This is a genomic window from Clostridium punense (assembly GCF_017874425.1).
In the GTDB taxonomy this organism is placed as follows: domain Bacteria; phylum Bacillota; class Clostridia; order Clostridiales; family Clostridiaceae; genus Clostridium_J; species Clostridium_J punense.
This window is the reverse complement of sequence record NZ_JAGGLL010000003.1, coordinates 55,540-70,713: the sequence shown is the minus strand read 5'-3', so window position 1 is coordinate 70,713 and position 15,174 is coordinate 55,540. Positions and strand designations below refer to the sequence as shown.

At 30.2% G+C, this 15,174-nt stretch carries 12 protein-coding genes and 1 riboswitch; all 12 genes read right to left on the bottom strand.

What is annotated here, in order from left to right; all coding sequences use genetic code 11:
- Positions 1–48 precede the first annotated feature (48 nt).
- Positions 49–429 carry a type II secretion system protein gene (locus tag J2Z44_RS02490; protein WP_021284012.1) on the bottom strand — a complete coding sequence of 127 codons (381 nt, stop codon included), beginning with the start codon at positions 427–429 and terminating at the stop codon, positions 49–51.
- 323 nt (positions 430–752) lie between these two features.
- Entirely contained in the window at positions 753–3,620 is a 2,868-nt protein-coding gene (locus J2Z44_RS02485) for a vWA domain-containing protein (protein WP_021284011.1), read from the bottom strand.
- A gap of 15 nt (positions 3,621–3,635) precedes the next feature.
- Positions 3,636–4,151, bottom strand: coding sequence for a PilW family protein (locus J2Z44_RS02480; RefSeq protein WP_021284010.1), 516 nt, complete (start codon positions 4,149–4,151; stop codon positions 3,636–3,638).
- A gap of 18 nt (positions 4,152–4,169) precedes the next feature.
- Positions 4,170–6,248, bottom strand: a complete 2,079-nt coding sequence (locus J2Z44_RS02475; RefSeq protein WP_021284009.1) for a DUF2572 family protein — start codon at positions 6,246–6,248, stop codon at positions 4,170–4,172.
- 12 nt (positions 6,249–6,260) lie between these two features.
- Entirely contained in the window at positions 6,261–7,079 is an 819-nt protein-coding gene (locus J2Z44_RS02470) for a type IV pilus modification PilV family protein (protein WP_021284008.1), read from the bottom strand.
- Positions 7,080–7,093: 14 nt separating this feature from the next.
- Positions 7,094–8,389, bottom strand: coding sequence for a hypothetical protein (locus J2Z44_RS02465; protein WP_021284007.1), 1,296 nt, complete (start codon positions 8,387–8,389; stop codon positions 7,094–7,096).
- Positions 8,376–8,951, bottom strand: coding sequence for a PilN domain-containing protein (locus tag J2Z44_RS02460; RefSeq protein ID WP_209649312.1), 576 nt, complete (start codon positions 8,949–8,951; stop codon positions 8,376–8,378). Before J2Z44_RS02460 ends, J2Z44_RS02465 begins: the two co-directional genes overlap by 14 nt.
- 13 nt (positions 8,952–8,964) lie before the next feature.
- Entirely contained in the window at positions 8,965–10,131 is a 1,167-nt protein-coding gene (gene pilM / locus J2Z44_RS02455) for a type IV pilus assembly protein PilM (protein WP_021284005.1), read from the bottom strand.
- 249 nt (positions 10,132–10,380) lie between these two features.
- Positions 10,381–10,806, bottom strand: a complete 426-nt coding sequence (locus J2Z44_RS21750) for a prepilin-type N-terminal cleavage/methylation domain-containing protein (protein ID WP_021284004.1) — start codon at positions 10,804–10,806, stop codon at positions 10,381–10,383.
- A 100-nt stretch (positions 10,807–10,906) separates the two neighbouring features.
- Positions 10,907–12,109: a type II secretion system F family protein gene (locus J2Z44_RS02445; RefSeq protein WP_021284003.1), complete on the bottom strand. Its 1,203-nt coding sequence runs from the start codon at positions 12,107–12,109 to the stop codon at positions 10,907–10,909.
- A gap of 123 nt (positions 12,110–12,232) precedes the next feature.
- Positions 12,233–13,930: a GspE/PulE family protein gene (locus J2Z44_RS02440; protein ID WP_209649311.1), complete on the bottom strand. Its 1,698-nt coding sequence runs from the start codon at positions 13,928–13,930 to the stop codon at positions 12,233–12,235.
- 136 nt (positions 13,931–14,066) lie between these two features.
- Positions 14,067–14,831: a prepilin peptidase gene (locus tag J2Z44_RS02435; RefSeq protein WP_031271628.1), complete on the bottom strand. Its 765-nt coding sequence runs from the start codon at positions 14,829–14,831 to the stop codon at positions 14,067–14,069.
- 129 nt (positions 14,832–14,960) lie between these two features.
- Positions 14,961–15,043: riboswitch (cyclic di-GMP riboswitch) on the bottom strand.
- Between the last annotated feature and the right edge of the window lie 131 nt (positions 15,044–15,174).

The window sequence follows — 15,174 nt, the reverse complement described above, 5'->3', positions numbered from 1 at the left end:
AACACTAATCATGGATTAAGGGATAGAGTTAATGGTAACTTCTATCCCTTAATTAATTTTCTGAAACTCTGGATATAGCTTGTATTTAGTGGTACTTACAGCAATATTGCTATTATTAACTATACTTATAATAAAACTCTCCCCTGTTATTTGAGACTTCGGCATTACTCCATTAAAATACCCATCTGCAATTTTCTTATATCCGCTATTGCTAATATTCTCTAGGGTTAAACCCTTGCTTAACTCAACTTTAACTGCTATTGCTATGTTTTGAGCAGTTATTTCATCTGCCTTTACCTTTGCATCATTCTTATAGGACATATAGTTTGGAACAGCTATTGATGTAATTATACCGATTACTGCTATTACTATGATTAGTTCAATGAGAGTAAATCCGTTCTTTTTTCCTGCACAATTTTTTTTATTCATATTTTAATCACCTAAATCCTTAATTAAGTAATAATTATATTTTACTTGTCTATAAGTGTGTCCAAATTATAAACTTAAAAACATTATAAATCTAAATATTTCCCTTTAATTATGTAAAATTATTTTGAACTAAATGCTAATAATAAAGTCATGGCTACACTCACAGCAAATTAAGGGTAATTAGGTAAGTTTACAAACTATAATTTTTTTAAACTAAATACCTACCAATTATTTGTACAGTTGTTAAATATAAAAATAAAACTTGGTTGAATACTCAATCAAGTTTTATTTTTATTATCATTTAATCATTATAAAATTCATGATTAAAAAACATCTGGCATAGCAACTATCTTTGTTTGAAAATCGTTGTATTTACTTGAATCTGTAATACCTGCCCTATTTATAATCAAGCCACTAGAACCCTCATTTACATCCGCCACCATGTAATTATAATTAATTATATAGTACTTATATCCATTAGTAGCTTCTCTAGCCAAAGTTACTTTAATATTAGGAGTACCACTTTCATCATTTTCTACAATAGGTGTTGATGATGTTAATTTGACAAGAGAACCATCTGTACTAATAGAATATACGTTAACAGATGCAACTTTAATCTTAGTTACGTCAACGTTGTTTCCTAAGTTTAGCTTAATATTTATTGACGTATCTTGTCCATTAGTTCTTATAAATGCAGCAAGTTGATATTCAACTTTTGGAGCTATATTTAGACTTGAATCGCTAATGTATTTTATGTTTTTTTCTCCAACATGAATAATATTAGGATTATTCCCATTTGGTTGGAAAAGCCCTTGCTTTATGATATAAGTATCTAAGATAGAAATATTAAGAGAGTCAAAAACTTTTTCGCCAGGAGTGCCATCAAAATCTGTATAAGTGAATTTAGCATCTCTACTTAACTCATAATTACCTACCTTAGTACCTTTTACATTAACCGTAAAGTTTATAGGCTCTGCTTCATACTGCTTTGTAGTATTATTATAGGTATAATTCACTCTTAAATCTTTAATTAAAGAATTGCTTCCGTTTTCTGTCAAAACTAGCCCATCAGGCAATGTTTGCGAAAACTTCACATTACTTAAAGATATATCAGTTTTTATCTGGTCAGCAATGCTACTATACACTTCATTAATTGCATCAATGTTATTACTTGTAGCATCAAAATATTCTCCACCAGCACTTGTTGAAATTTCTCTAAGTTTCTCAGCATTTGCACCCTTTGAAAATCCGATCGAAAAAGTCTTAATATTTAAATCCTTATTCTCTCTTAAAATGCCTGCTACTAAATTAGTGTATTCTAATCCTTTTTCATAGTCATTTCCATTACTATTAGTATATACATCTTTGTTATCTAATTCTGTATAATATTTTGAATCATAATAGGAATAAAATGTTGGTTCTCCATCCGTCATCATTACAATATACTTATTGGCATCCTTATTCGACGATAAAGCCCATGCCGCTCTTCTTAAACCGTCACCTATATTGGTTCCACCATTCGGTGTTAAGCCATTTATAGTATTTCTCATGCCAAGTATATTGCTATAATCAAACAAACTAATGCTATTATTAGTATATACTCTTCCCTTATCAGCATAGGTTATAAGTCCAATTTTTACATTACCAGCGTTACTAAATTTGTTTATAAAGTTATTTAATGCAGTTTTAGTCAATTCAATTCTAGACGGTTTAGTATAATCATTATCTTTTTCTACTGACCAGGCCATGCTACCTGATGTATCTACTACAAGCATTATCTCTTTAGTTTTTTGGGTAGTTTCTATTTTTATTGGTTGTGGTACAATAGAATATTCTATTTGAAACTCATTGTTTACATTGTATTTCCCACCATTTTGTTCTGGCAAAAGTCTTCTTGATACCGCAAATTCCGTATTATATTTTTCAATAGTAATTTGAGTTTTTGGCAAGAGTTTGTTGACAATATTACCATTAACATCTTTATAGGAAATGTTCCATCCAGTTCCTGATAACTCATAGTAACCCTTTGTAATTCCTTTAAATTTTAGAGTTACATCAAAAGCTTCAGCAATATATTGAGTATTTGTTGAATTTAATTTATATGATATACTTGAAACGGATTTTGAGTAATCATTTCCATTTACTGATGTATCAAAACTATCCATCACATATTCTAATCCATTAGGTAATGTGAAGTTCACCTTAACTCCCTCTACTGAATAATCTGCTTTTATTTTATCCCCAATATCAGAATATACTTGACTAATAGCTGTAGCACTTCTTGCATCATAATAAGTCCCAGCGCTTGCTGTGGCAATTTGAGTAAGCTTACTACTATCACTACCACCACTAAACCCAATTATATAGTTAGTTATACTATCCTTCTTTAATTCTGATGCCATGGTAGTACTATATTCTAAACAAATATTTTTGGGATCTGTATTTCCATAAGTTCCATACTTTAGTCCTTGTGTATTCATTGTATTAGTATAATACTGCCACCTTGAACTTTTTTCAAAAAATGATTCCCACCAATATATGTTTGGAGATTTGTAATAGCTTTCCTTTGAATACCTATCCTTATAACTCCCCCCTGCTTCTCCGGTATAAGATAATGCTGTAGGCATTCCATCTGACATTAAAACTAAATATTTCTTTGTAGATGCATCACTTGAAAACATACTATTGGCAACTCTTATACCATCTCCAATATTAGTAGCTCCTTCTGCACTAAGACCGTTAATAACATTTTTTAAATCACTTTGGGAGGTTGCCTCAGTTAAAGCTTTAGTTTTTCTCCCATAATAATCATAGGTTACAATTCCTATCTTTATAGTAGCTTCATTTTTAAATTTATCTATGAAGTTATTCGCAGCTTCTTTTAATGCTTGAATCCTTGTTTTAGAGTTTGTTATATACTCATTCATACTTCCCGAAGTATCAATAACCAAGATAATTTCTTTATTTGCTTTCTTATTTATATCATTTAATCCTAATGGCTGTGGCTGAACTCTATAGGTAACCTGAAATTCCTCATTTACATAAATGGATGATTTACTTATGCTGGCAGCGATATTTAAATCTGGTGTATTAACTGTTGCCTTCACATTATAAGCCATACCTAAAAAACCTATTAGTAGGAAAGCTACCATCATTTTTGAAACCTTATTTTTAAATGAAATTTTCTTCAAATCTTATCCCCCCTTCTATGTTTTATTTCTGAAAAATAGTATATTACTTACTTTATATTCAACTTCCTTTTTCTTCATATGTAACACCATTTTTATCCCCCTACTTTGCTGAAAGGTGGTCTCATCTAGAGGTACTATTTCCAAATACGTTACGTAATTAGCTATTTGAACTTTTTCATTTATTGGGGGTATTTTATATAATAATCCTTCTTCCAGTTGAAACTTATTTATTTCATCACTTCCAGATAAAAGTTCTAAAGTTTTATGACTAGACCCATCGATTTTATAAACTCCAGAACTATTATCAATATTTGCTCCGTCAAGTGAATTTACTTTTTTTGCTTCCATAGCTATTTTAGATATAATCCTAATAGCGTTTTCAGCTTCATTTTGAAGTTCTGATTTTATAGCAGTATTATTATAGGCTTTAAAAATTCTTATAAAAAAAGGGAAGAGGATTCCCATGACTATTGCCAAAATAGAAAGAGCTATTAATACCTCAATTAAAGTAAGAGCTTTCCTTTTCTTCATGTAAATTCTCCCCTTCTTTTATTTTACTAATTTCCAATTGTTAGTCTTTATAAGATTGTCCTTTGGAATATTTTGGAGTCCATTTTCTACAACTACAGATGCATCAACTTCAATATTACTTAAAACATTCTCCATATTTTTTTGAAAAATACCATCAAAATACTTAAAGTTATTTGCTACTATATAATCCACAACTTTTTTGTTACTATTTAAAGTAACCTTTGCATTATCTTTAATTACAATTTTGCCTGTAGTAATAATTGTGCCTTCAAAGTTAACATTTCCATCTATATACACATCACCAGATGCAATGATTACTCCTTTAGCATTTGTTCCATTTAAATATATTTTGTTATCTTTTGAATCTCCATTTCCATTAGAAATTTCTAAATTAGTATTTTCTTTTGAAATATATATTACTTGTTTAGATTTTTCAAAATTTGATACCTTATTTAATGCGCTAGTAATTGCTGAAAAATTGATATAATCATTTATACTTTCAATTTTTTTGATTTCATTATCATAAGTTTCTACACTTCTTTTAATAGTATCATTATCAATAGTATAATTCCCACCTAAGGCATTTCCACTGTTTATAGCAACTCCTAATGTATAAATATTTTCTGACAAATTAATTCCACTTAATTTTAATGAATTTTTTTTATTCTCCAAATAAGCCATGAAATAATTATTTTTATCCTCTAAAGTAAGGTCTTTTCCATCTGTGAACCTACTTGCTAATTGAAGAGGAGTTAAATAATCGAAAACAATTTTATCCTTATTATATTTACCTTCATTTTCTAAAGCTGTTGTATATGCCTTATAATTTCCTTTTATAGCAATGGATTCACCTGTTTGGTAACTTTCTGGTTTAGTATCGATATATGCAGTACCTAAAAGCACCAAATTTTCTCCAATAGTAATTGATGATCCATCCTTTTCTCCTATATCCTTTGCATTCACTATAATACTACTGGAATTACTTCTTCTTTCTCCAACACTATTTTTTCTAATATCATTAATTCCATAAAAACCTTTTCCGATGCCTATATTTGACTTTTCAGCATTTAAAATTAAATCATTATTTGCATATACTGAACCCTTAATATCAATGTTAGACTTAATTGCATTGTTCTCCACCGCTAAGCTTCCTGTGTATAAGGTACTTTTATCATCGCCTATAATTTTAGAAGAATCTCCCTTAATTCTAACATCACCTTTTGACACTACTTTTGCCTCTGTTAGATTTAGTCTTGCATTTGATCCATTTATCATAATTCCTGTGGAATCACTAAATGCTTCACTTTTTCCAAGTACATAGGCCTCACCCTTTATATTTAATTCTGAGTTTGTTTGTAATTCTAAGTTTGAGTTGATTGCAAGAGTTTTACCTCTTATGATGTTATCTAGTAAAATCAACTTTTCATTTTCCATAGCATAAGGATTACCATACTCTGACACAAAAATTTTAAAAGTAGTTTCAACAGTTCTTAAATTTTTATATCCATTGTTATCAATTTTCTCATAAGAAGAAGATATAACCATTTTTAACTCTTCAGGTTCATTGTTGTCGGGGTTAGTTTTTTTAAATGCTACTTCTTGGGCCGTTAAATTCTTAATACTAACTCTAGGAGAAGAATTGTCGTCCCCTATTAGATAGCTATTTTTATTATTAATTACACCTGTAATTTCATTAATTAAATAGTTTTTGTATGCTTCTTTAAAGGTTGAGTTCAATAAAGCTTTTATATATTCCTCTTTTACATCTCCTTCATCATCTATTAGGTCTTTATTATAGGTTTCATTATTTGTAAACTTATCTTTCTCCGTAACTATACGACTATTTAAAGCCTCAATCTCAATTTTAACTTTTTCATTTCCTGTTTTAATTGCTTCATCTACAGACTTTGAAAATATTCCATAAACATTTTCTAATCCTGATTCAGACTCGTATAGATTTTGAACTCTTTTACTTTCATTTGACCTTAATTTTACATCAGATAAAGACACAGTCATCACCGCTGTACCAACTGTAACTAATATACCGAAAACTAAAATTACAGTTAGCAGTGCAGACCCTTTCCTTTTTCTTTTCATGGTAACACCCCCTTATCTTACCATAGCTTTATTTGATTTTACTTCATAATAGGTATCTTTTTTTGAAACCTTTATATTAATATTATACACTCGATTTATTGTACTTGGTATTGTAGACGAATCTTGTTTTAATAAATTATCGTAATATGAAACCTTCCCCTTTTCATTTATTACATTGAATTTAGCATTTGAGTCATTAAACTTATAACAATATAAGTTTAATGTGGTATTAGTATTATTGGAAACTTTGATTGTGTAATTCAAAGATGAATCTTTATCGGCAATAATTTCTATAGCTGATTTATCGTTAGGGATTGCAGTGGTACCATTAGAAAATATTAATTTTGTGTCAGAAGTGTCTTTTACAATAGAAAGCTCTTTAAAATTTATAGTAAAAGATTGCCTAACACCATTTACTATTACATATAAATTGCCATTGGCATCTTCTTCAGGTAGCTCCACCGTGGCATCAGCATCAACTTCATTTGTTATACTACCTAACTCACTACTGTAACCTTCAACTGCCTCTATGGTTCCTTCTACCTTAAATCCATCTATTTCTCCTTGTATTCTGTAAGGTGAGCTCCCTACTTGCAAAGTTACTCCATCCGTTAGTTCTACACTACTGAATTTTGGTAGTGACTTTACCTTTTCCATAAGCTTTTGGGCTAAAGCAGTTGCTTGTTGCTTGTCTTCTGCCTGTTTGTTCATTTTAACTGTTTGAATTGCCATGGTAGATATGGGTATCATTATAATAAATAGAATTGCTAAACTTATTACAACTTCAATAAGAGTCAAAGCTTTCTTTTTATAAACTTGCAAAAACCTCAACCACTTTCCCTCCTTTAGGGTGCCTGCTTTACTTCAATATTTCCACCTTCACCTTCAATTTTAATTCTAGGTGATGTAGCATCTTCTCCTTCTATAATAACAACAATTTTTTTATCTGTTTTATTAGTAAGCTTAATATTTGCACCGGACTTGTCATCAGCTGTAAGTCTTAGAGAAGATAATATGTTGAAATATACGTCTGATAATCCTGGGTTGAATTCAATTTTCTCATCATTAAAATTTAATGGATAGCTATCTCTTGAAGTTTTATATCTGAAGTAATACTTATCTTTCTCTTTTTCTAAAACTATTTCAATATTCTCTACCTTATTACTATCTGCATAAACATATGATTGTCTATCTGTATCATTAGCCCTTCCCAAAATTATTGTTGGTATATCAGAACTTTGTGGCTTTACAGACATTACAAAGTCAAACTTTGGCTTGCCAGTATTGGTTATGTCTTCTACAGTCTTAAGAGGATTAATACTCATAGAACCATCAAAGATGTTTTCTTTTCCATAAGGATTTCGTAAATCCCAGCTAAAGTAATTTTTATCCTCATCAGTTATTTTAGGTATTGCAAAAAATTCTAAAACACAAGTACCTGTAATTTCAGTTTCACTACTTTGAGAAATATTTATTGATACCATAGCTATATGCTTAGAGTAATCCTCAAGTCTTTTTACAAAATCAACTATGTTATTGTATGCTCCAGTAAAGTTTAAAGTTACTTTTAATTGTTGTACCTTAGAGCTATTTTCATCCTTAGCTACTGCAGATTTATTGTCACCTTTTGTTTCTCCATTTGAAAATTGTCCCTTATCTTCAGTTTTAGTTGTACTGTTGTTTTCCGAATCATTTTTCTTTACTGTGGACTCTGTATTTAGGTTATTATATTGATTCTTCAAATCCTCTAACTTACTATCTTTTAATTTTGACTCTTCCTTCTTAGATGTTTCTATAGAAGATACAGCTACTTCTGAAAAGCTAATACTTCCATTAATTCCTGAGTCTCTGATTAATTTATCTAATTCTCTAATTATGTTTTCTTGAATTATATCAGGGTATAATTTAATACCTTTATCTTTAATTTTAGTAGTTATAACTTTAATATCTGATTCCTTTTGTGGTATGGTTGCAACTAAAGTATTTAACTTATCTACTTTTTCCACGTAGACAGCTTTATCTTTTTTTAACCCATCTATTTTCGCCTTTTGTGAAATAAAAATAAATTTATAATATGCTCCTAGAAATAATAAAACTCCTAAGACAGCTAATAGCATCTTTTCTCGCTTACTTAGCTTCATGATTATTCACACCCTTTAATGTACATTTTATTGAAAAACTATACTGTTCTTGGCTATCCTTACTAACTAAATTTATGTTTCCCATGTGAACTTCACTAAAGTAAGAAAGATTTTTTAGGTTATGACCAAGTTCAGCTACTGCAACCCTACTACTGGATATTCCTTGAATACTAAGGACACTCCCATCAAGTGACATACTCTTAAAGGAAATCTCCTTGGGAATTGAATTTGACACATCAAATAAAACTTGGCTACTAACAACCTTTCTATCTAACACACCAGAAAAGATATTTTCTAATTCCTTGTTATAATCATTAAGAGTATTATAAGTTTTAATAAGTCCTTCAGCTTTTGCTAATTGTTGTTGATTATCTGCAGCCTCATAAGTATTTTTTAAGTCCTTAATGTCGCTTCTCAAGGTGAAGATATAAAAGGAGTTATAAACAAAGGTTCCTACTACTATTGCAGCAACTAGGATTAAGGTGGTAGCTATATAAGTTTTTTTATTTTTTCTTTCATTTTTATCATTTAAATAGGGTAAGAAGAAGTTAAAATCTCTCATTAAATTTCACCACCTAAAGTCTTATTAAGGCGCCTAAAGCATTTAAGTATATATTAATATCCTCAAAGACCTTGCCATCTTGCACCACTATATTTTCAATTGTATTTATGGTTTCCACAGAAATAGATAACTGTTCTCTTAAAAATCTATCCATGCCTTTAATATTAGATGATCCTCCAAAAATGTACATATTATCAATTTTGTTACCAACATTTTTATTTTTATAAAATTGAACTATTCTTTGAATTTCTACCACCCATTGTTGAAGTTCTTCCTTTAAAAATTCATTAAACTCATGAACTTCTTCTGATTCACCATAACTATCTAAATGGCTATACTTTATTTTTCTTTCTTCCGCTTCTTTGAAAGTGATTCCATATTTTCTAGAAATCCTTCCATCTAGGTCACTACCTCCAGATTTAATAACTCTAGTAAATTCAAGATATCCGTTTTTATATATGTGTACATTTATAGTGTTACACCCCATGTCCACAAAGGCTGTGGTAGCTTCTTTAGATAAAAAGTTATCATTCAAATACTGAGTATTATTATAAAGTTTCTTTACAGAGTTAAATGCAACATCTAAGGCATAGGGTTCTAAATCACACTCTTTAATAAGATTAAAATATTCTTTTGACATAGCATTAGGGTAAGTAATCACCAGTGCTTTATATTTTTGTACACCTTCATTTTCCACTTCCCCTAAAATATCATATTGAATTGTATAATCATTCATATTAATATGAAGATACTGTTGTATAGAGAAGTTAATAACAGCACCCATTTCACTTTCTTCTGCAATAGGAACTACTATATCTCTATTAATTATAGAAGTACTATTTGTAGTACACACTGCAGCACTAATTTTAACATTGTTCAAAGCAAGCTTTTCCTTTATTAATCTAGTAATCTCCAAATGATTTAATATTTTACCATCCACCACAAAACCTTCTGGAATCGGAAATGAAAAAGCCTTATGCACAATGATCTTATCTTTTGCTCTTTCGCCTGCTACTACTTTAATACTATGGCTACCTATATCTAAAGACACAAGTTTCTTTACTGTATTTTTTTTAGAAAAATAACTAGTTTTTTTATTGTTATTTGTTTTATTTTTTACTAAAGTTTTAATATCCGTATTAAGTAAATCTTTTAAATTGGCTAACTTCGCAACTTTCATTGTTCAAAATACCCCCTTAATAACTTTTTAGTATTTGTCTATACTACCTATGCCTAATTTGTAAATTTTCAGTTCATATATTATATGAATTAATCTAAAGTTAAAGTGCACAGTTCAAGGATCAAAATTTAACGAATTAATTACTAAGCTTATATCTTACCTTATATTTGATAAGTGAACTCTACACTTTACTGTTTTAATTTATTATGGATAAAGTGTAAAGCTAGAGTAGCTTTACACTTTATTTCATTAAGGAGTTGTAGTAACTGAAACTTCCTTACTAGTTGAATCAATATTAATTTTATAGCCTGTCTTACCATCTTCTTGTGGCTTGTTCACACTTTTGAAGTAATCAGTTAGTTCAGCAGCAGTTGCAGTACCTGGTTGAGTAGCTGCTGTTGTTTTTGTAACTGTCCTGGTAGCAAGATCAGCACCACTAAATACTATTGTAACTACTTCACCTGGTACTAGCTTTTGATCTATAAGTAGTGTCTCTGTAATTCTTTCTATATTTTGAACACTTTGTTTCTCAGCCTTAACCCTTGATTCTGTTCTTATCTTTGTAAAGTTAGGTAATGCTATAGCACCTATAATTGCTATAATTGCTATTACGATAATAAGTTCTATTAATGTAAATCCTTTCTTTTTTCTTTTTTTGTTTGATATTTCTTTCATTTGAAAACCTCCCATTATATTTTTTATATATTAAGACCATATGGCCCAAATACCAATTTATACAGTTGATTTTGATATTTATTACATTTTTACAAAAACACTAAATAGTATTATACATTCCAAAGACTGGAGTAATAATTGAAACTATGATAAAACCTAATATTATTCCCATGACAGCTATCATTAGAGGCTCAAGAAGTGCTGTAGCTGTTTGAATTTCATTTTCTAGTTCCTCATCGTAGAAGTCTGCAGTTTTATTTAGAATGTCATCTAGTGATCCTGATTCTTCTCCGATTTTTATCATGGAAGATAACATCATTGGAAATATGCCGCAATCTCTAATGGGTTCTGCAAGGCCTTCTCCTTTTATTACTTTGTCCTTTATTTCATCTAAGGCATTTTCTGCAACTTTGTTTCCAATAACACCATTTACCACTTGAAGCCCTTGTACTAAAGGTATACCAGAAGCTAGAACAGTAGATAGTGTCCTTGTAAATCTAGATACAATAATCTTCTGGTTTAACTTTTTTATTACTGGAATAGTTAATTTAAGCTTGCTTAATAGTTCTTGTCCTTTTTCACTTTTAAAATATCGCCTTAAAACTACAACGAAGGAAATTGTTCCAATAAGCATTAACCATCCGTAACTTTGTATTCCTGAGCTAATACCAAGTAATATTTTTGTTGAGGTAGGAAGCTCAACTCCCCCTTGTGTAAACATATCTACAAACATTGGCATTACAAAGGCTAGGATAAATACAATAACTCCAATTGCTACAGTTGCTAAAACTAAGGGATATATCATAGCCCCTTTAATTTTATTGTTTATTCTATTTTCCTTCTCATAATGCTTTGACATTCTAAGCATTACTGAATCTAAGGTACCGCTGACCTCACCTGTTTCAATCATACTTATTAAAAGATTTGGAAACACATTCTTTGGCTTTGCCATTGCTTCTGCAAGAGTGGAACCTTTTCTTACTTCATCCTCAACCATAGATAGGGCATCTCTCAATTTTCTATTAGGATGCTGAGTTGAAAGTATATGAAGTGCACTGTTAATTGGACTTCCAGCATCTAACATAGTATGAAATTGCCTGCAAAACACAGCGATATCCTTTGTTTTTATTTTAGCAAATCCTGAAAAATCAATTTTTACTCCTTGTTGTGGCTCCTCAATCACGAGAGGATAATAGTTGTTTGCTTGAATCATTTCCATAACTTCTTCTTTTGATTCAGCATCAAAGGTTCCTTCTATTCTTTCTCCCTTTTCATTCATAGCCTTATATTTATAGTTTGGCACTAACTCCTCACCCCCATAAGATCTAAATAATCACTATTATATACATTTAATATTATGGATAATAAATGTGCATATTCTTATATTCTTAAGTTGTTATCTTGTTATATTTTTGCATTAAACAAATTACTCGTTTAAGAAAGCAATTTTGGCTAATTCATCTACAGTAGTAACCCCCTGAAGCACTAAACTTTTGCAAGCTAATCCTAAGGTTTTCATTCCCTTTTCTATAGATATATCTCTAAGTTCATCAGAACTTTTATCACTAAGTATTGCTTCTTTGTGCTCCCTTGTAATTTCCATCAGTTCATAAACCCCTGTTCTACCCACATATCCGGTGTTATTGCAGTACGCACACCCTTCTCCCTTGTGAAGTATAAGTTCTTCATAAGGGTCCATAGCCAGTATTTTTTTTTCATGAACAGAAGCTTTATATTCTTTTTTACACTTGCTGCATATTTTTTTAACTAATCTTTGAGCTATAACACCGCTTATAGATGTTGCTACAAGATAAGGTTCTATTCCCATATCAACAAGTCTAACCACAGAAGATGGGGCATCATTAGTATGAAGTGTACTTAATACTAAATGACCAGTTATAGCTGCTCTTACAGCTATTTGAGCTGTTTCATTATCTCTTATCTCACCAATCATTACAATATCAGGGTCTTGTCTTAAAATAGATCTTAATCCATTAGCAAAAGTTAGTCCCGACTTTGTATTAACATTAACTTGGTTAATACCTTCCATAATATATTCCACTGGATCTTCAATAGTAATTATATTTTTACCTTCATCATTTAGTTCATTTAGGATTGTATATAAAGTAGTGGATTTACCACTACCTGTCGGACCAGTAACTAATATTATTCCATGAGGATTTTTAGTCATGTTGTCAAGACTTTGTAGCTCTTCTTCGCTCATTCCAAGACTACTTCTTCCAATTTGATATCCATCTCTACTAAGTACCCTAATTACTATCTTTTCACCACTAATCATGGGCAGAATAGAAACCCTCAGGTCTACTTCTTTATCAGTTAGTCTGGTGATGATTCTACCATCCTGTGGCAATCGCTTTTCAGCAATATTCAAGTTAGCCATAATTTTAATTCTTGTAACAAGGGGCGGTAGACTATCTATGGACAGAGTTGAAACTTGTTGAAGTTGTCCATCTATTCTGTATCTTATTCTTACAATTTTCTCGTAAGGTTCAATATGTATATCACTGGCCCTTTGCTCTATGGCATTTCTAATTAAGTAATCTATCATTTTAACTACAGGTGCATTTTTAATATCATCAAAGGTTTCATCTACATTCCCCTGACTCTTAGAATCACCTTGTTTTTCTTTGGATAGTTCTTCTGCAGCCTTTGTTACCTGTTCATCAGAGTACTGCCTTTCAATGGTACGTTTTATTTCATCTCTTGTAGCTAAATATGCCTCAACCTCAAACCCTGAAGCTATATATATGTCATCGATTGCAAATATATTTAAAGGATCCCACATGGCAACTTTAATCTTATTCCCGTCAAATCCAAATGGGATTAAGTCATTCTTTAAACAAATATTCTCTGGTACAGCTTTTATAGCTCGCTTATCGATAGTGTTTAATTCTAAATTAATTCTTGTTATGCCTGTTTGCTTTTCTAGTACTTCTAATATATCTTCTATAGTAACATAGCCCTCAGCAATTAAAACCTCTCCAATTTTCTTACCCAGAAATTTTTGTTTTTTAAGAGCTTCTTGTAACTGAAAATTAGTTATTTTTCCAGCTTGCACTAGCAAATCTCCAAGCCTTTTAACCTGTTTTCCTCCTATTGCCATCCATAACACTCCTTGCTTAGTACAATTTTAAAATATACTTATATTTACATAAATGTCTAATATTTCATTATACATTTATTATAATAATAATCAGTTAGTTTCACAATGAAATCTTATTTTTTCTTTGGAAATTATCTTAAAAAAATAATACCAGATAGTAATTTATTATTGCACTACCAAACAATACTGAAATCAAGGCACCTAAAGCTAAAAATGGTCCAAATGCCATATAGTCTCTTCTTCCTTTAATATTGGTAGCAATTAATATAGTGCCTATTACTCCACCTAATATAAACGCTAGTATTATCATAAGTATGGAAAGTTTCCAACCTATAAATGTTCCACATAGTGCTGCTATTTCAATGTCACCTTCACCCATTGCGCCTGTAATATAAACTATCAAACCAATAATTACAGCAGCTATAACCGCACCAATAAAATAATTTTTAAAACTTCCTATAGCAAAGTACTGCTCTATAATAGCAAAAATAAGTCCACTAATTATGCCTGGAATAGTTGTAGATGTGTATACGTCTTGATGCTTAATATCAATATTAGATATTACAATTAAAATGCTAAATAATATTACATACTTGAAAAGATAAATAGAAAACCCGTATTTATAATAAGTAATGAGAAATATTATTGCAGTAAATAATTCTTGAACTGGATATGTGATAGAGATTTTATTTCCGCAATACCTGCACTTCCCCTTCAAAATAGCATAACTTAATACTGGTATTAAGTCTTTCCAATTTAACCTTGTGTTGCAGCGCGGACAATTTGAAGGAGGATACACAATGGATTGATTTAATGGAATTCTATACACACATACATTCAAGAAACTGCCAATAATCAAGCCATAAATAAAAACAGTAACGTAACCCAAAATTTTTATCATCCCCTCATCTAAATCAAAATTAATATACAAATATGTAATAAGTCTATAGTAAATTATTTTTTTTACATTTCTTATTACTCACAATATTTTTGCGTGGATTTGTAAAATTCAAGAAACAAAAAAAAGGCCCCTGTTAAAGGCCGGTTGCACTATAAACTCCACATATCCAAAGTGCCCAAATAAGAATATGTTTCAAAGTTTCCTTCTAAAAATTTACAAATATTTTCTATATAATATTATATTATATACTTTGCAAAAAAAAATCAATAGTTTTTTTATGATTATTCAATTTTTTTCTGTAAACAATGCTTTTCATTTTCCACATACAAAATAGACTTTATAT

What these genes read in the sequence shown, in the direction of transcription:
- J2Z44_RS02490 (WP_021284012.1), bottom strand. Translation starts at nt 429, where the DNA reads ATGAATAAAAAAAATTGTGCAGGAAAAAAGAACGGATTTACTCTCATT.
- J2Z44_RS02480 (WP_021284010.1), bottom strand. Translation starts at nt 4,151, where the DNA reads ATGAAGAAAAGGAAAGCTCTTACTTTAATTGAGGTATTAATAGCTCTT.
- J2Z44_RS02475 (WP_021284009.1), bottom strand. Translation starts at nt 6,248, where the DNA reads ATGAAAAGAAAAAGGAAAGGGTCTGCACTGCTAACTGTAATTTTAGTT.
- J2Z44_RS02465 (WP_021284007.1), bottom strand. Translation starts at nt 8,389, where the DNA reads ATGAAGCTAAGTAAGCGAGAAAAGATGCTATTAGCTGTCTTAGGAGTT.
- J2Z44_RS02460 (WP_209649312.1), bottom strand. Translation starts at nt 8,951, where the DNA reads ATGAGAGATTTTAACTTCTTCTTACCCTATTTAAATGATAAAAATGAA.
- pilM (WP_021284005.1), bottom strand. Translation starts at nt 10,131, where the DNA reads ATGAAAGTTGCGAAGTTAGCCAATTTAAAAGATTTACTTAATACGGAT.
- J2Z44_RS21750 (WP_021284004.1), bottom strand. Translation starts at nt 10,806, where the DNA reads ATGAAAGAAATATCAAACAAAAAAAGAAAAAAGAAAGGATTTACATTA.
- J2Z44_RS02440 (WP_209649311.1), bottom strand. Translation starts at nt 13,930, where the DNA reads ATGGCAATAGGAGGAAAACAGGTTAAAAGGCTTGGAGATTTGCTAGTG.
- J2Z44_RS02435 (WP_031271628.1), bottom strand. Translation starts at nt 14,831, where the DNA reads ATGATAAAAATTTTGGGTTACGTTACTGTTTTTATTTATGGCTTGATT.